The 21,908-nt window shown below is 43.5% G+C and carries 19 protein-coding genes; 6 read left to right on the top strand and 13 right to left on the bottom strand.

Annotation, left to right across the window (positions count from 1 at the left end; all coding sequences use genetic code 11):
• Nucleotides 1–144: 144 nt before the first annotated feature.
• The 3 genes from DSL64_RS13255 to DSL64_RS13245 form a co-directional block, all read right to left on the bottom strand.
• Nucleotides 145–342 carry a CsbD family protein gene (locus tag DSL64_RS13255; protein WP_115831389.1) on the bottom strand — a complete coding sequence of 66 codons (198 nt, stop codon included), beginning with the start codon at nt 340–342 and terminating at the stop codon, nt 145–147.
• A gap of 266 nt (nt 343–608) precedes the next feature.
• On the bottom strand, nt 609–1,883 hold the full coding sequence (locus tag DSL64_RS13250) for a beta-1,2-mannosidase (protein ID WP_115831388.1): 1,275 nt from the start codon (nt 1,881–1,883) through the stop codon (nt 609–611).
• 103 nt (nt 1,884–1,986) lie between these two features.
• A complete protein-coding gene (locus DSL64_RS13245; RefSeq protein ID WP_115831387.1) occupies nt 1,987–2,553 on the bottom strand; it encodes a YdeI/OmpD-associated family protein in 567 nt (188 codons plus the stop codon).
• Between the two features lie 117 nt (nt 2,554–2,670).
• On the opposite strand from DSL64_RS13245, the gene DSL64_RS13240 reads away from it, so the two are divergent.
• Entirely contained in the window at nt 2,671–4,383 is a 1,713-nt protein-coding gene (locus DSL64_RS13240) for a DNA polymerase/3'-5' exonuclease PolX (RefSeq protein ID WP_115831386.1), read from the top strand.
• Between the two features lie 29 nt (nt 4,384–4,412).
• Here DSL64_RS13240 and DSL64_RS13235 read toward each other — a convergent pair whose 3' ends face one another.
• The 3 genes from DSL64_RS13235 to DSL64_RS13225 form a co-directional block, all read right to left on the bottom strand.
• Entirely contained in the window at nt 4,413–4,916 is a 504-nt protein-coding gene (locus DSL64_RS13235) for a DUF7678 domain-containing protein (RefSeq protein ID WP_115831483.1), read from the bottom strand.
• A 432-nt stretch (nt 4,917–5,348) separates the two neighbouring features.
• On the bottom strand, nt 5,349–5,732 hold the full coding sequence (locus tag DSL64_RS13230; protein ID WP_147300362.1) for a hypothetical protein: 384 nt from the start codon (nt 5,730–5,732) through the stop codon (nt 5,349–5,351).
• 194 nt (nt 5,733–5,926) lie between these two features.
• Nucleotides 5,927–7,030, bottom strand: a complete 1,104-nt coding sequence (locus DSL64_RS13225; RefSeq protein ID WP_115831384.1) for a S41 family peptidase — start codon at nt 7,028–7,030, stop codon at nt 5,927–5,929.
• A 90-nt stretch (nt 7,031–7,120) separates the two neighbouring features.
• Here DSL64_RS13225 and DSL64_RS13220 point away from each other — a divergent pair, with 90 nt between their 5' ends.
• Both DSL64_RS13220 and DSL64_RS13215 read left to right on the top strand, forming a co-directional pair.
• On the top strand, nt 7,121–7,873 hold the full coding sequence (locus DSL64_RS13220) for a LytR/AlgR family response regulator transcription factor (RefSeq protein ID WP_115831383.1): 753 nt from the start codon (nt 7,121–7,123) through the stop codon (nt 7,871–7,873).
• Nucleotides 7,874–8,080: 207 nt separating this feature from the next.
• On the top strand, nt 8,081–9,253 hold the full coding sequence (locus DSL64_RS13215) for a sensor histidine kinase (RefSeq protein ID WP_115831382.1): 1,173 nt from the start codon (nt 8,081–8,083) through the stop codon (nt 9,251–9,253).
• Between the two features lie 17 nt (nt 9,254–9,270).
• On the opposite strand, the gene DSL64_RS13210 is transcribed toward DSL64_RS13215, so the two are convergent.
• The gene (locus DSL64_RS13210) at nt 9,271–9,663 is read right to left on the bottom strand and encodes a VOC family protein (RefSeq protein WP_115831381.1); all 393 of its coding nucleotides are present in this window, start codon (nt 9,661–9,663) and stop codon (nt 9,271–9,273) included.
• Nucleotides 9,664–9,874: 211 nt separating this feature from the next.
• Here DSL64_RS13210 and DSL64_RS13205 point away from each other — a divergent pair, with 211 nt between their 5' ends.
• Both DSL64_RS13205 and DSL64_RS13200 read left to right on the top strand, forming a co-directional pair.
• Complete coding sequence (locus tag DSL64_RS13205) at nt 9,875–11,710, top strand: M61 family metallopeptidase (RefSeq protein ID WP_115831380.1); 1,836 nt, start codon at nt 9,875–9,877, stop codon at nt 11,708–11,710.
• Between the two features lie 86 nt (nt 11,711–11,796).
• A complete protein-coding gene (locus DSL64_RS13200) occupies nt 11,797–12,387 on the top strand; it encodes a hypothetical protein (RefSeq protein ID WP_115831379.1) in 591 nt (196 codons plus the stop codon).
• Nucleotides 12,388–12,444: 57 nt separating this feature from the next.
• Here DSL64_RS13200 and DSL64_RS13195 read toward each other — a convergent pair whose 3' ends face one another.
• From DSL64_RS13195 to DSL64_RS13170, 6 genes are all read right to left on the bottom strand, one after another.
• On the bottom strand, nt 12,445–13,131 hold the full coding sequence (locus DSL64_RS13195) for a LytR/AlgR family response regulator transcription factor (RefSeq protein WP_199539388.1): 687 nt from the start codon (nt 13,129–13,131) through the stop codon (nt 12,445–12,447).
• Nucleotides 13,132–13,137: 6 nt separating this feature from the next.
• On the bottom strand, nt 13,138–14,544 hold the full coding sequence (locus DSL64_RS13190; protein ID WP_115831378.1) for a sensor histidine kinase: 1,407 nt from the start codon (nt 14,542–14,544) through the stop codon (nt 13,138–13,140).
• Nucleotides 14,545–14,784: 240 nt separating this feature from the next.
• A complete protein-coding gene (locus DSL64_RS13185) occupies nt 14,785–16,386 on the bottom strand; it encodes a RagB/SusD family nutrient uptake outer membrane protein (protein WP_115831377.1) in 1,602 nt (533 codons plus the stop codon).
• 20 nt (nt 16,387–16,406) lie between these two features.
• Complete coding sequence (locus DSL64_RS13180) at nt 16,407–19,874, bottom strand: SusC/RagA family TonB-linked outer membrane protein (RefSeq protein WP_199539387.1); 3,468 nt, start codon at nt 19,872–19,874, stop codon at nt 16,407–16,409.
• A gap of 444 nt (nt 19,875–20,318) precedes the next feature.
• Nucleotides 20,319–20,762, bottom strand: coding sequence for a DUF3299 domain-containing protein (locus tag DSL64_RS13175; RefSeq protein ID WP_229217074.1), 444 nt, complete (start codon nt 20,760–20,762; stop codon nt 20,319–20,321).
• A gap of 8 nt (nt 20,763–20,770) precedes the next feature.
• Nucleotides 20,771–21,172, bottom strand: a complete 402-nt coding sequence (locus DSL64_RS13170) for a hypothetical protein (RefSeq protein ID WP_115831375.1) — start codon at nt 21,170–21,172, stop codon at nt 20,771–20,773.
• Nucleotides 21,173–21,250: 78 nt separating this feature from the next.
• Here DSL64_RS13170 and DSL64_RS13165 point away from each other — a divergent pair, with 78 nt between their 5' ends.
• On the top strand, nt 21,251–21,814 hold the full coding sequence (locus DSL64_RS13165; RefSeq protein ID WP_115831374.1) for a hypothetical protein: 564 nt from the start codon (nt 21,251–21,253) through the stop codon (nt 21,812–21,814).
• Nucleotides 21,815–21,908: the final 94 nt, after the last annotated feature.

Here is a 21,908-nt window from a genome sequence, read left to right as displayed (position 1 = left end):
CTACTCAAGGATACCCAGAAGAACCACTTAAAATTCCTTTTTGTGGGGATAATTACACTATTTCCTTACAGACTGAAATCGGGCACAAAAAAGCCTCCGAAACATTGTGTTCCGGAGGCTCATTATTGGAATGCGAATGGAAATCTACCGTGTCCAGCGATCTACTTCGCTCTCAACTTCTTCCCTGGTTTTGCCCAGTTTCTTTTGAAGTTTACCAAGCAGCTCATCTTCCTTTCCCTCTTCATATAGCAGATCATCGTCGGTCAAGTCAGCATACTGCTGCTTAAACTTTCCTTTCAACTCATTCCAGTTTCCTTTTACTTGTTGTGTGAACGCACTCATGATTATTTGGTTTTTAGTTTTTTAATATTTGGTTTCAGCTTGTTAATAAAGCGTCTTTGCAAATAACTATAAATAAACTGTTCCAATGACTGCATTAGGAATTCTATAGCTGGTTAAAATTGACTCAAAATGTTATTTTTCAGTACTTTATCTAGTTTACATGAGCGTTTGGAATGATTAGTACAGACATTTATTTACGAAAATATGAGCATATTTTTCCCAATTTTGTCTAAAATAATTCCTGATCATTTCTTGTAAATGGCTGTTCAGGATTCAATCTGTATCAGTTTATCCAACCTGATGATTCCCTGTACCATCGATCTGACCGAATGGTAATTCACTTTCCAGGAATGGCTCATGTGTTTCCATATAGGCTCACCTTGCCTGGTGAGCAGCGGTAGCCATTCACCTACCTGATGTTTAATCATTTTGTCGAATACAAATCTGTGTGTGCTCTCATATGCGTTCAGATAATCACTTTTACCACATACCCGATAGGCATCCAGCATACCGATGAGCACCTCTGCCTGCTGCCAGAATTCTTTTTCACGATCGTAAACAGTTCCATCGTGTGACCCTTCCACATAAACTCCCCCGTGCTCCCAGTCAATACCATATTGCACGGCATGGTCCAGCGATTTCAGAAGTTGTGTTTCATACTGAGAATAAGGTACTCCCGCTATATCCAGCGCGTGCATCAGCAGCCAGGCAAACTCCACATTGTGTCCGTAACTGGTGTTGTCTTCTGCCGAACTTTTGAATCCATCTTCAGAAAAACGGTCCCAGCCCCAGATGATATCAAATTTGATTTGCGGAGCTACCGACCAATCTGCCCAGAATTGCGGAATACCAGTGCCATGTACAGGATGCATAATTTTGTGCACCAGTAATTCGATTATTTCCAGCAATTTGCGCCGGTGAACCTGTTTGCCGCTGGCTTCATACAAGGTAGTGAATGCCTCCATCAGGTGCATGTGTGCGTCTAATGTCTTGCGGTCGCCACCAGCTGATCCAGCTCCTTTCAAGTCCCAGTTCCTGTGAAACATTTCGAAGTAGCCTCCAAAATATGTGTCGGCTCCATGTTTTTGGAGCAGGTCGAAAACTTTTTCGGCATAGTGCAATCCGCGGGCATCTCCCGTTGCAAGGGTATATTCAGCCAGACTGTAAATAGCAAAACTATGACCGTAAACAATTTTCTCGTCAATTTTAACATTGCCTTTGCGGTCCATGAGCCAGTAAAAACCTTCATGTTCTGCATCCCACATTTTAGTGATGAGAAAATCGACACCATGGCGGGCAATTTCAGCATAGCGACCTTCACCGTAGCCGGCACGATGCGCGGCCGAAAATGTATAAACAGTGCGGGTTTGGGCTATCAGAGATTTTTCGTCTTCGCCGGAATCATTACCATCCGTATCGAAATGTGTAATGAAGCCGCCGTTTACTGTGTCCACACATCGGTTCTCCCAAAAAGGTAATAGTTCGGTGGTTAAATGCTGATGGGCTTCATCGCGCCAGGCTTTCAGTTGGTCAGAAATCATAAGGATGGAATAGGGTATTGTTAAATATTCAGTTTTTTCTTGTACTGAATAAAGGGGAGTATGGGCTATTCCTAATGATGTGGTTTTCAAACCTTGCTTCCGGTCAGAAATACTTACTCATTCCCGCGCTACCTGCTACCATTTTGTTTTGTTCGCATTGAGAAATAAACGTATTGAGCCGTTTTTCGAATACCGCGCCATCTTTTCTGGCCGTTTCTATGGAGGCAACTTTCAATCGTTTATAAGCCTCAGGAAATGATTGAAAATGCCGCCATGCTTCTGGACTATTTTCAATCGCTTTTAATATATCAGGTGCATATACAAACGGTGCGTCAGCTATCTCTTTTAATGTTTGTGTGAACCTGGGGTGAACCAGGCCTTGCGAGAGTATGAGTCTGATACGTTCGATGTTTAGCTGCGAAAATCCGGCCTTGCTACGGCGCGGACTCATCCGCTGGGCAGTGTAGTTTTCGTCCAGGGTTTTGAGTGTGCTGTCAATCCAATTGTAACACAATGCTTCTTCAATGATATCATTGTAATCCATTGTCTTTTCTTTTTTGGGAATAGCCACCCACACTTCGCTGGCTGAATCGAAGTGCTCCTGAAGCCAATTCCGCCATTCATTTCTGTAGTTGGGATAGATCACATCGGTTATCTGAATACCTGCCATGATGTTATATTCATTTGAATTTTGAATCAGAAGCAGACCTGATCATATTAATACTGTTCGCTATTGCGGTTTCGGCTTCAAAACTCGTAATTCGCGTATCATTATTATTACTTCCGTATGAGCAATTCCGAAATCGTAGAAATATTTGAACTCACCACCAAACTGCTGGAGCTCCACGGCGCAGATCCCAATAGGGTCAAAACCTATGGTGTTGCAGCCTTTTATCTTGACAAATACAAAGATGGGGAGTTGCAATTGATGAGTCAGGATGAGCTCACAAAACTGCAAGGGGTAGGAAAAAGCACAGCCGGGAAGATTATTGAGATCGTACGGACCGGGACTTTTCCCGAATTGGATGAGCTGCTGAATAGCACGCCTCCCGGTGTGATGGAGATGTTCAATATTAAAGGGATTGGACCAAAGAAAATTGCTGTGCTCTGGAAAGAACTCGGTATTGATAACCTGCATGAACTGGAATTGGCATGCCTGAACGGAACAGTATCCAAAGTCAAGGGTTTTGGAGGAAGTACGCAACAGAAAATCCTCGACTCCCTTGCTTTCATTAAAGACCAGGCTGGTAAACTCAGAATGGATAAAGCAGAATTGGTGGCGCAGAAGATCACGAATGCTTTACAGCAAAGTTTTCAGCAGGTAGAAATAGCGGGAGATATAAGACGCAGGTCTGAAATCGTAAACTTGGTAAGGATTCTGGTGAAAACGGAATCTGCAGGTCAATTGCAGGACGTGCTTAGAAATATAGACTGGTTGGTTCAGGATGAAAAGAATTCTTCACCATTTGTGTGGAAGGGGAAAGTTCAGGATGTAGCGGTTCAGGTCGAGATTGTCGCGGTTAAACCTGAACGTATGGTCAATGAACTGTTTATTGAATCTGCCGGACAGGATCACCTGGGCTATGCTACCGTTGCGGGAAGTACAATCTGGAAGCATGCTCATTTTGGTGCTGTTGAGAGTGAAGAAGCCATTTACCGGAGCGCCGAATTGCCGTTTATAGTGCCTGAAATGAGAGAAGGAGCAGGGGAGTTTGCCTGGGTGCAAAATCATACTTCTGATCAACTCGTTACATGGGATGATCTTAAAGGCATCCTGCATAATCACAGTACTTACTCAGACGGTCAGGACACGCTCGAACAGATGGCATTGTATTGCAGGGAACTGGGTTTTGAATATCTGGGAATAGCTGACCACTCCCAAACGGCCACCTATGCACAAGGCCTGAAAGTGGAAGACGTAATGCGTCAGCATCAGGAGATTGCCGTGCTCAATGCCCGTTTCGCTGAGGAAAATCCTGATAAACCTTTCAAAATCCTGAAAGGAATAGAATCTGATATTTTGGGTGATGGTTCTCTGGACTATCCGCAGGAAGTGCTGGCAAGCTTTGATTACATTGTCGCGTCCGTACACAGCAATCTGAGTATGCCCATTGAGAAGGCTACAGCAAGGCTGATTAAAGCAATTGAGAATCCTTACACAACGATATTGGGTCATCCTACAGGTCGTTTGCTACTTTCCCGGGAAGGATATCCGATTGATCATAAAGCCGTGATTGATGCGTGTGCAGCGAATCAGGTGGTGATGGAGATTAATGCCTCGCCCTGGCGGCTGGATCTGGACTGGCGCTGGATTGAGTATTGTCTTGAAAAAGGGGTGATGTTGAGTATTAATCCGGATGCCCATGCAAGAGAAGGCTATCTGGATATGCATTATGGCGTAGCAGTTGCACGTAAAGGCGGACTTACCAGTGATATGACATTTAATGCACTTTCGCTGAAAGAAATAGAGGAGTACCTTGGAAAGAAATCGGGGAGATAAGAATATATAGGAAATCGAGAGAGAACGGGTTATTTAACAGCCCGTTCTTTTGTTTTCATGTCGGTGCGCTGTTTGAGCACAGTCATCACACTGTTGAAGAAAGGTTCAGCGATAATACTTGGCTTGATGTCCCAGCCGCGATCAAAGTTGACGATGCAGGAGCCAATAAAGCTTCCGGTGCTCTCCATCATTTCCGGGTCCCAGATCGAAAGCTTGGAAATACGTCCTTTTTCAATCGCAATTTTCGCCGGAATTTTCAGGATTAATGCTGAGAACTGATATCTGTCCACTTCTCCCGACACCCAAACGGCACCCTTCATATTTTCAGCCGGTACGGATTCTTTTATTTTTGCTACAATTTCGTTAGCCTTCGGGGGCACGAATTCCACCTTTTGCTTCGACAAGTACTCGTCAATAGCTCGCTTTACGTGCTCCACCGGATCCAGTCCGTCAAACGCACTGAGTTCGTTCAGTTTTTTGCTTTGTGTTACCGTAAGGCTCACACTTTTCCTAAGTCTCTTTTGCTGTATCACATTTATCAATATTGAGCCAATTTCAAAAGTACACAGCTTAAAAAGGGATTAAAAGATTACCCGAAGATTTATGCAGTTTGAGACAAAATTTGGATTTATTCTTAGTACAGATACAAAATAAGGGCAAGGAGATTTTGAGTTTCGTAAGGATAGTTTATTGATAATGAAGTCTTTATTGAGTTTTAGGATTTGCCTCGGGGTATGCCTCGACGATTACGAGACATGAGTTGTAGTCGCAATCGTTTCGGCATCACATAGTGCTGGAAGCGGGCTTTGTAGTTTACCTAAGTTATTTATCACTTCAAATACAATGAGATATTAGTGTGAATTTTCAACTTCTGTGATTCAGGCTGAATATGGCAGAGTTCAATCCATTGCTGGAGCATCTAGTTATGTAGATAACAAGAAACTAAATATGTTCTCCTATCGCTACTATTTGATTTTTATAACTGAAATAGTTGACTTGGGTAATCCTCCAATTTCACAAAAGTTACCAAAAGTAAGTCCCGGGGTATAAGAAAATTGCAGAACATCTCCTGTTATTTGCCGGTCAACCGGTACGTTTCCAACAAGCACACTATTTTCATAAGGGTCAGTTTGGAAAGAGGAACTAAAAAAAGATTTCCAATCCTCACCTTTCACGTCACCGTCAATCACTTGCATAACTGTCCCGCCACATGTTGGTTGTATGATTTTCGCTGTAACCACCTCGGAAAACTGACTTTCAGGATCATTGGAAGTGCAATTTGCGAGTGTCAATGGCAACGCTAGGGCAATTATGGTTAATTGTGATTTTTCGTATAATTTATAAGACATGAGATTTACGGTTTTAAAATAGGGATTAACGGCATTACCGGCAATATAAATCTGTAGACGCATTAGTGTTATAAATAGTTGTCAAACAGACCAGTAAAATATTTGCGTACTTGCCGAATTCAGTGAATCTATTTGAGTGGTGAGGGAAATAGTCAGCTGTTAGTTCTCACAAAATCATGAATAGATACATTTTATCATTTGAGTTTATCGCGTTTCTCGTAATATTGTTTTACAAAATCAATCCAGTCATTTTCGGTTGCCGGAATTCTTACATCAGGCTTGAAACCTACATTATCAATGCGGAAATCTTTGACCCAGCCATTCCGCCCCCAGGGAGTCGCCAGACTATAAATGCCGTCGCAGATCCTGAAGTCCTGATCGCTTCCGTAGTCCATCACACCATGTGAATTCTCTCCAAATACTGTCACTTTGGTACTCTGCTTTCCTTCAAAAATGTAGAACTCCGTTGCACTTCCGCAGCCTTTGTCAATCAGAAATGCAATGTGCCTGGGATAGCTGGCCAGATTTACATCTATCTCGCGGACAAGGTCTCCTGAGTCTTTCACCATTTTTCCGGGATTTGCCTTCATCGCATTCAATAATTTAACTGATCGTAAATAATAAGGATCCGATTTATCCTTTGTTAATTTCAGTTCACGCTCTTTTTGTTTGATATGCTCATCACTGCTGCGGTAGTCCCACGCAGGATATACCATGGGATTGGTATAAATGAGCCGGGCCATTTCATCCGATGTAGCTGTATTGCCTCCGCCATTGCCGCGTAGGTCAATGATCATGTATGGTGTTTTAGCCAAAAGATCTTTATTTGCAATAAGCATACTATCGAGCTTGCTTACTTCGCGCTGATCAAAAGCAGCCAGTTTTGCGTATAAAAAGTTTTCGTTAAGCGGTTTGAAAGCAACCAGGTCTGTCCGGCTTTTATTGGCCTCCATTGTGGTAACGATGTTCTGTGCACCGCCCATCCAGTGAATGTTCACGTGGCTATCTTTAAAAAATGAAGTGTAAGATTTCAACAGCGTAATACATGTTTTAGAATCAATCTCTTTACCAGCTTTTTTTCTAAGGCCAGCGATCAGCTTCTCGTAGGCGGGAAGCGTCTGAGGGGTGACTTTGTCTTCAAATCCCGCATAGATACGGGTAACTTTGTCTATGGTTTGCTCCAGTGCTTGCGAGCAGCTGCAATTAGTGGTATTCACAGGTTGCGACCATGCAGTCAAAAAACTTACATGAAACAGAGCCAGTAAAAGAGTAAAAGCGAAGTGATTTTTCATTTTCATGGATGATGACAAGTTAATGATTGTGATTTTTGGAATTGGTTTGTTACTTAACCGTAGTTGATCTTCAATACAGTTTATTTTTTAAGCATAATGATGATGGCTGACACGCTGAGATGTGTGATTATAGAGGATGAAGCACTGGCGCAGGAACTGCTCGAAAAGTACATCCGGCGTGTGGCATCGCTGGAGTTGGTTGGCACTTTCGATGATGCGGTAGATGCTTTTGACAGGCTTCCGTTGCTGCGCCCGGATGTTGTGTTCCTTGATATTAATATGCCTGAAATGACTGGTATTGAATTCCTGAACGTATATCCCGTACCTCATCCGTCGGTTGTGATTACTACTGCCAATCCGGCACACGCGATAGATGGCTTTGAGCTGGGCGTTACTGATTATCTTTTGAAACCGGTTACTTTCGATCGTTTCCTGAAGGCAGTAGGAAGGATTAGAGAAAGAAATAGTGTGGAAACTGTTCAACCTTCTGCTGTACGTTCTCGTCTTACCGAAGAGCGTGGCGCTATTGACTTTGTTTACTTTAAGACCGATAAAAAACTGGAACAGGTTCATTTTGATCAGATCGTCTTTGCCGAAGCATTGGGTGATTATGTGAAAGTCTTTCTTGCCGACCGGTTTCTTGTGACGCTATTAACCATGAAAAAGCTTGCTGAAACGCTTCCTGAAGACCGGTTTATGAGAATTCATCGCTCGTGTATTGTGCAGTTGCGACACATTCGTTCGATGGAGGGCAACACGCTGGTAACTTCAACAGGACAGGAATTGGTGATCGGCCCCAATTACCGTGACGATGTAAAAAGTGCATTGAAAAAGTGGCTTGCTGCATAACGGTATTGTTTCGTCAGCAAAGGTAGAAGGCATGTTTGCAGGCAAATCATTTATTCGATGAAAGCTGGCTTTTATCCGATGAAACAGCAGCTTTATTTTTATCGGATAAAAGGAGATGTTTGTCGAAAAAAAGAAAGTATAGATTGATAAACCCCTTTGTTTTGCAATCATTGGCACGATTCGACAGCATTCAAATGCATTGAGGAGATGATTAAAACAGTTCTGATTACTGATCCGGAAAAATATAAGGGATGGACCCGTGCAGGTTTCCATCTGATATTGCTGGCTGGCATCTTGCTACTGACAATCTCGGCTTATCTGCCATGGTTCTTTTATCCATCCTCGGCGCTCGCCTATCCGTTCCGCCTGTATGCGAGTCCTGTGCTAAGAGACAGTATTTGCATAATATTCCAGTACTATTTTCTTGTATTTCTTTTCCGCAATTATATCAGGAAACCTTGGTATCTCACTGGCGGTTTGGTGCTATTTTATATTCTGCTTTTTACGCTTTACTACTATCTGTCGCTTGCTGTCAAACAATATGGCAGTTTGCCGGATGATTATTCCGGCGCAATCACTCATTTTGAAAATTATTCTTATTGGGATGCATTGGCTCATCCTACCACCTTTTTTCATTTGCTATTTATCATCGAAAGAGCATTTTATCCACTGGCCATAAAGCTGCTGATAGAGATTTATCGAAGGCAGGTCCGGAATGCAAAATTGCAAGAGAAGTACGTGCGGCTGGAGCTTGATTTTCTGAAAAGTCAGGTGAATCCACATTTCCTTTTTAATGTACTCAACAGTATTTATTCTCTGACGGAAGAGGACAACCCAAGAGCCGCCCAGATTGTACAACAGTTGTCGGTGATGATGAGGTATTCACTGTATGAGACATCGGGAACATTTGTCCCTTTGGAGAAGGAGCTTGATTTTATCAGGAATTACGTGGCTTTGGAACAGTTAAGAACGTCAAAAAGGCTGACGCTGGAGACCCACTTTCCCAAAGGAGTAAACCAGGCTGTCGCCGTCGCTCCCTTCATTTTGATCACGTTTGTAGAGAATGCATTTAAGCATGGCGTGGAGGCCACCGCGAAAAAGTCCTGGGTGACAATTGATATCAGACTGAATGGTACAGAGCTGGAGCTGTCTGTGAAAAACAGCAAACCGGTTAGGGGCAAATCTGATAATGGCGGGCTCGGACTTGCTAACGTCGGCAAAAGGCTAGCGCTGTTATATCCTGAACATGAGCTGAATATCAGGGAAACAAAAGAAGAATACGCTGTTTTTTTAAAACTGACACTTACCGCAATTTCCTCCGACAGTTTTGAAAATAAAACCGGCATTATCGGGAATGATAAACTGGTTGTGGTATCCTGATCAACACGATCTGGTTTCTACGCCATTTCAGTACAAATCTCAACCAAAAATCCATCAAGGTCTCGGACATAAGCCACTACCTGCCCCCAGGGTTTCGTTTTTGACTCTGCTGCCAATGTTGCTCCGGCTTGTAAAGCAGCATTCAGCGTCTTTTGCACATCGTCTGTAACAAACCCGATTTCAATGGCTGGTGCTGGTTTGGTCGGGTCGCTTTCAGTGAAGCCTTCTGGTAGGTTTGATTTGGCCAAATCCAGTGAAGCGAAAGAAAGTGTGGTAGCTCCTGTAATAAGTTCGGCATAGTCATTATCAGGAGAAATGAATTTTCTCTCAAAACCAAAGGTGTTTTCGTAGAAAGCTACTGAGCGGGCAACGTCTCGTACATACAGGATCGTATAGGCAAATTTTATCATGGCAAGTAATGATTATCTTAAAGAAATGTGCTTTACAAAGCTAGCAAGTTTGGCTTTCTTCTTACGTTAAAGGCTATTTTTTCTCAATAGTAGAAGTGATTTTAACCAAGTCTTTACCAATTATAACAAGATGATATTCAGAGCTGGATTGGCCTTATGAGTTGTATGCTGAATCTTTATTTTTGAAAAGATTTACCAGCTATCAAAACAGATGAAACTGACACTTATCCTTCCTTTCCAAAGAAAGTTTTTTTATCTCAGAGCATTCTTACTGATTACATTACTACTGAGGTTCGCCCTACCAGGATACAGCCGGACGAGCGATGAAGTATCCTTCACAGTTACGATGGAAAATCCGGCACACCAGACCTTTCATGTCGTCATGAAACTGAATACAGAAAAGCCAGGTATACAAAATTTGAAAATGCCCATGTGGTCGCCGGGATACTACCAGTTGATGGATTATGCCGATGCAGTTTCAGATTTCACAGCAAAAGATGCTTTAGGAAAGGGGCTTGCTGCGAAGAAAAATGGCAGAAATGTTTGGGCTATTGAGCAGCAACAAGCTGGGGAAGTGACGATTGAATATGATGTAAAAGCAACCAAACAGTTTGTTGCTAACAGTTTGCTGGACAGTGAGCATGGCTACATCGTGCCAACAAGTTTGTTTCTATATCCCGAACATGGAATCTCTCGTAGTGCCAAAGTAACTGTGATTCCGCCGAAATCGTGGGCTCATGTGGCAACGGGTTTGGATAAATTACCGGGGCGGGGGCACGTTTTTACCGCTCCTGATTTCGATGTGCTATACGATAGCCCGATACTGATCGGTAATCTGGAGGAGCTGCCTGCATTCGAGGTTAAAGGGATCCCTCACCGCTTTATTGGCTTTAAAATGGGAGATTTTGATAAGGTCAGACTGATGCAGGAGATTAGAAAAATTGTTGAAAAATCTTCGGAACTGATTGGTGACATTCCTTATAAACATTATACTTTCCTGGCCATCGGTCCCGGGAGAGGAGGGATTGAGCATTTAAACTCCACAACGATCAGTTTTGAAGGTGAGAGTCTGGCCACCGAAGAAGGCAGGCTGCGTATGCTGAGTTTTATTACGCATGAATATTTTCATCACTATAATGTCAAACGAATACGTCCGGTTGAACTTGGTCCGTTCGACTATGACAAAGGAAGTAAAACCAACTCATTATGGGTTTCTGAGGGGCTTACTGTCTATTACGAATACATCGTGCTCAACAAGGCCGGACTTATGAGCCGGACCCAGGTGCTGGATGCATTTAAAGCAAGTATCCGGTCTTTTGAAACACAACCCGGCAGACTTTTTCAATCGCTGGCTCAGGCGAGTGCCGAAACCTGGTCTGACGGTCCGTTCGGCAGAACTGAGGATGAATTCAATAAAACGATTTCCTATTACGCTAAAGGTCCTGTGGTGGGACTATTGCTGGATTTTTGCATCAGGCATGAAACCGGCAATAAGAAGTCGTTGGATGATGTGATGAGGATGCTTTATTATACTTACTATAAAAAACAAGACCGGGGTTTTACGGAAGATGAACTGAAAGCGGCGATTGAAACGACTGCCGGAAAGAAAATGGATGATTTGTTTGCATACATCTATTCAACAAAGGAATTAGATTATGAAAAGTATTTCGCTTACGCAGGATTGGCTATTGATCTGGCGGATGTGGCCCAACCAGGTGGTTATCTGGGAATTAAAGGAAAACAGGAAGGGCAAGTGATGAAGATAGTCTCCGTAGATTATGATTCACCAGCTTGGAAAGCAGGTGTACGGAGAGGTGGGCTGATTACACAGGTAAATGACGCTGTAGCATCAACAGATCTTGTGTTGCCAGTTCTGGCTCAGAAAAGAGCAGGAGAAACCCTGAAACTCAAAATAACTGATAAGGACAAGATCCGGGAGATAAGTGTGACTTTGGGTACCAGGACAGAGAAAACTTTCAATATAACCGAGAAAAAAAATCTTACCTCGCTGCAAACCAGTATACTCAACAGCTGGTGCACCAGGTAGTTTAGCAATGAAAAATAAATGCTGCTGAAAAGTGTATCCTTTTGGATAATATTGCGTCTTTAGAACATCACAATTAAACATGGGTTATGAAAAAGTACGTATTCTCTCTTATCGCAGTTTTGAGCCTGTTGGCCTTCTCTGCTCAATCTTACGCTCAGGGACTATCGGTAGAAAGTTTGCTTGATAAAGCGGTTTCACTTTCTCAAAAAGGCGACAATGCCGGTGTTGCAGACGCTTTGAAGCTTGGAAGCAGCGCATTGGAAAAAGAAGCAAATTCCTCTGGTGGCGATCTTAAATCAAAATTGCTTGGTAAAGCCGGAGATTTAAAATCTTTAATTCCTTTGGCATCCACTGGTAAATTGTCTTCAGGAGTACTTGGTAAAGCTGTGAGCGCAGTGAAGATGTTGATCGGTGCTAACCGTATCAGTAGCTTACTTGGCAAAGGTGAGTCTGGATTATTAGGTAATGCTGCAAGTCTTACAAGTAATCTGGGATTGATCAAAGCTGGGTCTTCCATATTGGGAGGCAGCACTCAAAGTTCTCTTACAAGCCTTCTTGGTGATGCAACCAAGAGTGTGAGCGGTCTGGATAAAGGTGGTATTGCAGGAAAACTGGCAGCGACTGCTTCGTCCAAACAGTTGGGTAGCATTGTGAAACTGGTAGGTTCTGCACTTTAAAATTTGGCATCAGTTATATTTCAGGGCTGTCTGAGCGTATCCAGGCAGCCCGTTTTTTTACGGTTGGAGCAGTAAATTGAGTTGTTCTGCATACATGTTGCCAACCGGGATCAGGTGCTTGTCGAGCCTGAGCTGCCCTTTTTGTATACCTGTAACCCGGCTTTTGGAAACAATAAAAGAACGATGAACCCTCACAAAGTCAGCTTCGGGCAACATAGCGAGTGCTTGCTGAACAGTAAGCCGGGTAACAACCTTACCCGATACCAGGGTGAAAGTCATGTAGTTTCCTGCACTTTCTATGTAAATAATCTCCCGGGTAGCAACGCGAATCTGTTCGTAACCTGACTTCAGAATCAGTACCTGATCTTCTTCAATAGCAGATTGTTGCAATGTCAGCATTTCCTTCGCTTTACGACAGGATTTCTCAAACCTTTCAAAGGAAAACGGTTTAAGAAGGTAGTCGAGCGCATCCAGCTCGTAGCTTTGCACAGCATGCTGCTGATAAGCCGTAGTGAATATCACCAAAGGACGATAAGGAAGTTGCTGATAGAAATCCATCCCTGAAATATCCGGCATTTTAATATCAAGAAACAGAAGGTCAATTCTATTTTCTTTTATAAACCGGTCCGCTTCCAGCGCATTGGTAAATGTTTTTGCGAGTTCTATGAAAGATATTCTGCGCGCAAAATTATCGATAATATCAAGTGCAACAGGTTCGTCGTCTAAAGCTATGGCTGTGATCATGTCCATTTAAACAAATACCGTAAGGTGTACGAAATACTCTGTTTTTGATTCCCGGATAATCAGTTCGTGTTTTTGCGCATACAAAAGTTGGAGCCGTTGTTTTACGTTCTCCAGTCCTATGCCTCCGTGGAATTTTTCAGTATCATTTTCCTGACGCACGTGGATGCTGTTATGCACGTCAAAATCAATACGGTTGTCTTCACAATGCATTGTCATAGTAATCCATGAGGGATTTTGCAGACTGATGCCATGCTTGAAGGCGTTTTCTACAAAAGGAATAAGTAGCATAGGGGCGATCACGTGGTGACAGGGATCGTTCGTGATATTGACTTGAATAGCAATCTGTGGTGAATGCGCAATGCGAAGGGATTGCAAATGAATGTAGTCTTTCAGATAGTCAATTTCACGAACAACAGGAATAAATTCAAGAGTATTTTCATGCAGCATAAAGCGCATCATATCACCGAGCCGTTGAATACCTTCGCTGGTCCTGTCTGCACTTTCTTGTATCGCTGTACCATAAAGCGTGTTGAGGATATTGAAAAGGAAATGTGGATTGATCTGAGAGCGTAGAAGTTGCAGGTCTGCGGATGATCTGCCCAGTTCGGTTTTCAGAGAATGTACCTGCTGAGATTGTAAACTTTGCTGATGAGCATACACGGCTATGCACATGGAGCAGAAAAATGCAAAGATTGTCAACATCACGTAGGATGTGGTAGACACTCCATGCGTAACGGCTTCACGGATCAGAAAAAAGATGATCCATAACACCACGACTGTAGCCGCCAGGCGCAAACCAAACAGAACGGTTTGAGAGGAATCTGCATGATAGTCTGGTAATAACCAGTATCGATTCAAAAAGTAAATGAGAATACCGAAAGGTATGGCAGTTATCCAAATCGGACCAAAGTGAGAGTTATCATTTGCGATCAATAAGAGTAATACTACCAGCCATACTCCGGCAACATACAACATCTCGATAACAAATTTGCGTTGTCGGGTCTGCTGCGAAATTTTCAGTTGGATCAAATAGTATTTGATAATGATATAAAAAGCAAAGGTTACTCCAATCCAAAAAGTAACAAAGAGTTGCTCGAAAATGCTGTGTTCAAAACTTTTGCCAGGCCTGTAGATTTGATCTGCGGTCGTTAACACGGCCAGTAACATTATCATCACCGCCGTGGATTGCCAGCCCATTTTGTTCCAGTTACTATCGGGTAGATTGCGAAATACGATTTCATTATTGATCACCAGAAACGCAAAGTATATTCCCAACACGGTTAAAATAGGAGGTAGTACGCTGCGCAGAAAGAAATCATCTGATCCGCTATACACCGATGGTAAGTTGATAGACAGGACAAGCACACTTGCTGCAGTTGCAATCCAGAATTCGAGTCGGTTTAGTTTCATCATTGTTTTTGTTTTTTCACAATGTTAAGCCGGCTTCGGATGTGGTAAAAATGAGTGGTACAGAAACCTCGATTGCTGTGACAGAATTGCAAATTAGCTCAATATAGTGTGAATCCGAACGTGATTCTAATATTTGTAATGCTACTTGTATCATTCTCAAATTACTTTTCACAGATCCGGCAGGTAGCAAAAAGGAGGTGACCGCGCAAGGGCGATCACCTCCTTTGGTTAATCTCAGGCAAGCTAGTTTTGTACAGCCAGCGGATTGTATAGTAATTCGTCTTCAGGAATCTGAAGCGTCATATTGGCGACAGGATAAGTCATTTTAGCGATGTGGTTTGAAGAGCTGGCGCGGTCAACAGGGATATTCCATCTCTTATTGTTGTAGAACTCACGGCCGCCTTCACCCCATAATTCTATACGTGTCTGCAGATATACCATTTGTAAAGCGGACAAACCTGCCATCGCCGGATATGTGTCACAGGTAAGTGCAGTGGTGCCGGTTTTTGTTCTCGCAGCAAGCAATTTGTTAAGCGTTGTCTTTGCCTCTTCGGCATTGTTAAGCTGTGCCTGCGCTTCTGCTTTCATCAATAATACTTCCGAAGTACGCATGTAGTAACATGTTACGGTACCTACTTCCACTTTGTTGGTACTGCCAAGTCCGTGTGTGGCAGCGAACTTTGTATTGGTGTAGGCGGGTATAAAAGCTTTGGTGCTGTTTCTTGGATAAGTATAGTCGCCAAAATCCTTTTCCATAAAACATGTTTTACGATAATCATTGGCAGCAATTTTTTCGTAAAGCCGGTTGTCTATTCGTTTGTAATTTCTCAGCACTCCGCCATTTCCTTCACCAAAAGGATTGGTATAGGCATTGAGGTATGTCTTGGAAATCCCGACTGGAAAGCCAAGTATCACTTCCGGATTAGATGCATTATTGAGAAATCCGTTGGTTTCCGGTAAGTATACAGGGTTGGTGGCTGTACCGGTATTCTTTCCTCCATATTGAGCTTCGCTCATCAGGGTCGGGTATTTATCCAAAATGGTGTTACAGGCCGTGATGGCTGTATTCCAATCGCCCGTCCAGATAGAAACTTTTGCCAACAGAAAATTGGCTACTGCAAGGTCGATATCTGTCAGGTCAGCTGTGTGACCGATACCTGCCTCGGTAAAAAGGCGAATGGCATTGTTCAGGTCTGCTTTAATGAAAGCATAGGTTTCCGCAGCTGTAGAACGAGGCTTACCAGGTTGGGTAGGAGAGAACATATCATAAAGCATGACACCTAGCTTACCATTGCCACCCTGTAAATAAGCATTCTGGTAATTTTCCATCAGGTAGTTATACCCATAAGCCCTCACAACCAACCCACGTGCTTTGTAGTCCATCAGGAATTTATTGATACCTACAACAGGGTCGGAAAGAAAATTAAGCATTTTATTAGCCTGATTAATACACGTCCACCCGTAGTTCCAATAAACTACATTTTTGTTAGAATTAGCGGAAATGAAGTTATCAAAGCCGTATTCAGGTGCTCCCACCAAAGCAGAAAGTCCGGAGACGTCACCAAGAACCATATCGTTACCTTGCAGGCTTCGCATCATGTCCATACCCTGATTGCTGTAATACATATCTGCATTACCTACACCGCTTGTTCCGGCATAATTGAACATCAGCGGCATGTTGTTGGCCATACTGCCCATCACCAGCCTGATGGATTCTTCATTACCCGAAGCCAGTAGCTGTTGAATCTGTTCATCGGTAATATTATTTGGCGGCGTTATATCAAGTTTGTCCGCGCAGGAACCCAGTGTGAGGGCGGCTGCAAGCATAATTATATACTTTTTCATTTTGATGTCGGTTAAGGTTTTTAGAATGAAAGGTTTACACCCATAGATACTGTACTCATGTAGGGGTAGGCATAAGCACCTACTTCCAGACCACCCACAAGAGACATGCGTGGATCGAAACCGGAGTGTCCGCTGAACATGGCAATGTTATCTGCTGAAGCAAATATCCTGAAATTGCTTGCTTTGAACTTGTCGAGAAGGCGAGTAGGAACATTATAGCCAATAGACAGGTTTTTTACATTCAGATAAGACGCCTTAAAAAGAGCCAGATCGGAGTACATCCAGCTTCCCATGGTGGCACCGTCAGTGTAATAGCTTGTTGGATACAAAACCATAGGGAATTTGGCATTGGGATTGTCGGGAGTCCAGGTGTTGCCTACCAATTCAGCTGACAATGCGCTTCCGATGTTCGAGTTCCGGTAGAGTGAGTTGGCGTACTCCACACTAAGGAATTTACCACCGATCTGATAGGCCAGGATGGCTGAAAAATCAAACTGTTTGTAACGGAAGGATGTGGTAAAACCTCCAATCCATTTCGGCAGGGCACTTCCCATTTCGTATCTGCTGGCCTGGGAGTAATCGGTTGTTTTAATATCAGACCCGATCTGAGTTTCTGTAAATTTCCCTGCTGTATGGTCAGCCTGGGTAACTCTGTGGTGGAACAAGGGAAGTCCGCTGTTAGGATCTACTCCTCCATACTTAAAGAAGTACATGTTGTAGTAATCTTTACCAACGCCGCGCAGGTACGCTATCTCAGCCGTAGAAGCTCCACCGCCTGCAGCCCATCCGTCCACACCGGCAGTCCAGTTTCCGTTTAGTTCAGCTGAGCCAACTCCCGGTGGAACCTTCGTAAGTACGGTGGTGTAATGCGTCCCGTTTAGTCCCACTGTCCAGTTGATGTCTTTTGTTTTAATTACATCAAAATTGACATCTACTTCAATCCCCCGGTTACGTATTCCTGCGGAGTTTTTGATAAGGCTTCCCTGTCCCATTGAATAGGCAATGGGTTGGTTATAGACCGCATTGACGGTGTGCTTATTGTACCAGTCGAATGAACCATGGACACGTTTGAAGAGTGTAAAATCCACTCCGGCATCCAGCGTTTTGGTGTTCTCCCAGGTCAAACCGTCGTTGACAAATGCACCCTGTGTAAGTGTAACTGATGCCGGTATACCGCTACCCGCTGTACTTGATGTGTAGGTCGCACCGTAACTCCACAACTGATAACCCGAATAGTTGGCAATCCCACTCTGGTTGCCGATGATACCGTAACTCGACCGGATTTTCATATCATTAAGCCAGGAGTTGGTTCCCTTCATGAATTCCTCGGCAGTTACTCTCCAGCCTCCGCCGACAGACCAGAATGTTCCCCAGCGGTTTTCACGGTGTTTGAATTTGGACGAACCGTCTCGTCTCAGCGATGCTTCCAGGTAATATTTCTCATCAAAAATATAGCTTAGCCGACCAAAGTAACTTTCCATGGCAGTCTTAATAATGTCCCCGCCGGGATTAGGGAAAGTTCCGCCGGTGTAGCGGCCGGCAAAATTGGCGTAAGCCGGAAATCCGTCGATAAGTCCGTATGCAGAGTTATAGTTAAGATTGTCAAGATCATACTGATAGTACTCATGGCCAGCCATAGCTGTGAGCGAGTGCCTGCCGTAAGTGTGGCTCCAGTTCAGTAGCTGCTGTGCATCCAGCACTGCAACGTTTTGGTAGGTTTTTCCAAATGCACCGACTTTCACATAAGGACCCGTACCACTATTTCCGTAGCGTGTACGCGTTTCGGAAAAACGATCATAGGAGATATTGGCAGTGAAGCTGAAATCTTTAAGGAAGCTGATAGTTGCATATCCTTTCAGGTTAAGGTCATTCGAAGCCCGTGTGTCAATATCGTCATCAAGTAGTTTGATCAGATTGGCCTCGGAAGTAGGGATTTTAGTCTGTCCTACAGGCGAATAGGTATCGCCCAATTTGACGTGTACCATGTCAGTGCCGTCCGGGTTCTTCTTAATATTCCCCTGCTGATCTCTGGCAAACAGGGATATAAGCGGACTTTGCCCATTGATCCAGCGGAATACATTCGCTGTCGCCGATCCCGGATTACGACCAAAGCGTGTGGCGGGAGATTGGGTTGTTCTGTTGGTGTAGCCCAGGTTGGCACCGACTTTGATCCAGTCATAGAGCTGTGCATTCACGTTGGAGCGGACATTGTATCTGCCAAATTTAGATCCTCTTATGTACGAAGGATCTTCCAGGTAGCCCAGTGAAGTAAAGTAGTCGATTTTTTCCGTGCCTCCACTTGCAGTAATGTTATATTCCTGGCGTAGTTTCTTTTCCAGAAAATAGTCGTCATAACTGCCTGCATCGAATAATTTTCTCGCATTGGGGTTCAGTTTTCCATCAGGGTTCACCAGATAAGCACCCGACATGGTTGAGCTTGCCTGTGTTCCCGATCCCGTTGGTGTATATACGGCGCCCGGTACATCGTAGAGCATCCAGTTGCCAAGCAGGTTGGTTTGGAAAGTAGTTGTTGATCCTGTGTAATCAAATAAATGCGCACTGGCGAACTCAGCTGCACTTTCATGAGACATATTCGGATTTTTCAGGTTTGTTGTATTCGTGCCGTTCGTGGAAGCTGTCCCAGCCACACCGTATCTGACAGAGTTGTAAATGGCTTGCCAGGCATACTCGTAGATATCCTTCGCGTCTGTGATTTTATCATATTTAAGTGCACCAGCATAGTTAACACCCCAGCGGCCTTCGAATGAGATCCTGGTTTTTCCTGCTGTTCCTCGTTTGGTAGTGACAAGAACCACACCGTTAGCTCCCCTTGATCCATATACGGCCGTAGAGGCAGCGTCTTTCAAAACGCTGATGCTGGCAATATCCTTCGGGTTAATAGAAGAAAGCGCGTTGGCATGTTCTGCGGGGACTCCATCAATTACGATCAGTGCATTTGAGCTGTTCTGACTGGTGGAACCCGCTCCTCTGAGACGAATACCCATGTCTAAACCGGGCTGGCCATCTACAGAAGCGACCTGCACACCCGGTACAACTCCTTCCAATGCTCTTGTGACCGTTGAATTGGCCTGAACGGCGATTGTTTTGGAGTCCAGTGTGGAAACAGCTCCCGTAAGATCTTTCTTTTTGGCTGTTCCATAGGCAATTACGACAACTTCATTCAGCTGTTTGTCATCAACAGCCATTGTAATGGCAAGCGATTTTCTATTACCTGCCGTCACTTCCTGGCTCAGATAACCAACAAATGAAAAAACGAGTACAGAATTGGTTGATGGGACATTGGATATTTCAAATTTACCTTCCTGATCGGTGGTAGTGCCTGTGGTAGTGCCTTTCACTACGATACTCACACCAGGTAACGAACCACCGGTGGCATCACTGACTTTTCCTGAAACGGTAATCTGTGCGAAGGCTCCCCATCCAAGGAGCATACAATACAGTAAGAGTAAGGGTACTTTTTTCTTCATGGTCATCGAATTTTAAGGTAGGTGAATACTGATTTAAAAGAATTGGGAAATGAGCATCCTGCAACATAGAAATCAATTTCTATGCGCCTGATATTTTGAAAGTTGCATTTACGGTAGCGTTAACGTAAAAGGGCCAGGAAAAAGAATATTCGCGTTGCCTGCGATTTGAAGTCTTGCTTCAGGTGGGGGATTAAAAAGCGGAATTTTACTGAAATGTAATGATGTTTCATGGCGCCGGAATTTTAGTGAGTTAATGTGTGGTAATTTTTAGAGAAGTAAATTGTTGGTCTAATCTAACTATAATTCTGCTAAAACTTAATTGTTGAATCTTTTATACTTTCAAATCGAAGAAAGGTACTCTTTCATTTTGAGGTTTTTTGTAAACATAAGAATAAAAAACACCCGCTGCAGGGCGGGTGTTGGTGAAGTTGTCCGGCAGCAGGGCTAGTCAGCAAGCTCAGCACCGGTGAGAATATAGTTCAGGTGCTCCACATCGGCAGGATTCAAAACAAGCCGTCCTGTGACCGTTCTTACATCATCAGTCTTGAATCTTTGTTTTCTGTTTTTGAGTTGCAATTCTATAATGGATTCAGGCCCGGCCCCTCCGCAGAAGAAGCACATGGCCATGGGCTTGGCAGAGATTACATAGATGTTGTTTTCTTCATCAACAGGAATCATGTAGCCGCGAATTTGTATTTGTTTGCCTTTTAAAGCCTGTACCGACGGGCCGAAAGTGGGATAAAGAAAATACATACTCAATTCAGAATTGAGCTTTCTCGTGAACTTGACGTCTGTGAGTCTTTTCCAGTCAATAGCAACAGGCGGAGTGCCGGACAGCATTCCGTAAGCAAGTATAACTGAGCCGATCAGATGTGTAATTGATTGCATAACAACGGTCACAACTTTAAGTCATTGAATGATTTTTCCAGTTCACGTATGGCGGTATGCGCGTTTTGCTGGTATTCCAGCATGGATTCATCCGTCATTGAAGGAGCCGGTTTATGATGATGATGTTCTCCACTATGGTCGTGTTCATGCTCAAATCCGGGAACTTCGATCATGGATTCTTCCCACAATTCCACAAGGTTGCTCAAACTGTCAAGCATTTTGATCCTGAAGGAATCATGCGTGGCCGTTTTAGCGGAATCCAATTGATTTTCCAGACGATGATGGATTTCTGAGGCTAGTAAATGAACGCGGTTGGCTTCCGAGAGTACATCACTTTTGTCTTGTTGTGATGAACAGGCGAAGGTGGCGATGACAAAAAACAGGATAAATATCTTTCCGATGGTTTTCATAAACAATGAACTTCTTTAAATGCAACAATGTTGCAAATAATAAAAAAATGATTGAAATAAACAATCCTGTTTAAGTTTATGTTTGGCCGCACCATTTATTCTTTTTCGTTTTCCGTTCTGATAAGTTCTTTACATATAGGATGTTGTGTTCTTCCTCTTTTCTCGGTAGCTATCGGTTCTTCTTCCGGTTTTCAGATCCTTAATCAGTACAAACCACTGATTACGACATTTCAGGTGATGCTTTTAATGTATATTCTGGTAAGTCTGTTGAGTCATTACACCGGTATCCGGGTTTACCATAGCCGCAGGAGTTTGCTGATGGGCAAGTTGAGCCTCGCAGTGGTAGGGGCAGGGCTCCTGATTGGATATACCGAACCATTCAAAACTGAAAATCAGCGACTGGCAGAACAGCAGTTCAAAATGTTTCAGACACACAGACAGATGACCCTGCTGGTTTCCGGTGAATTTGACCAGGCAGCACTCAAAGGTGAGCTTTCCAAAGTGAACGGGATCAAATCAAAGCGGATTACATTCAACAGAGATTCTGTTGAGCTTACCTATAGCAGCGAGCTCACAAGCAGACAGCAAATTATGGCGCACCTGAGAAAGAAGGGCTATGAAGTTACAGATGAAATCAGGTAATGCACTGTTGTACTGAGAAAGGTGGTCAATGACAGAAGAAAGAAAACATAAAAATGGCTGGCAGCTGTGTCAGTCATTTTTTATGCTTTTTATA

The organism is Dyadobacter luteus (genome assembly GCF_003383615.1).
GTDB classification, from domain to species: Bacteria; Bacteroidota; Bacteroidia; order Cytophagales; family Spirosomataceae; genus Dyadobacter; species Dyadobacter luteus.
This window is presented reverse-complemented; position numbering and strand designations above follow the sequence as displayed.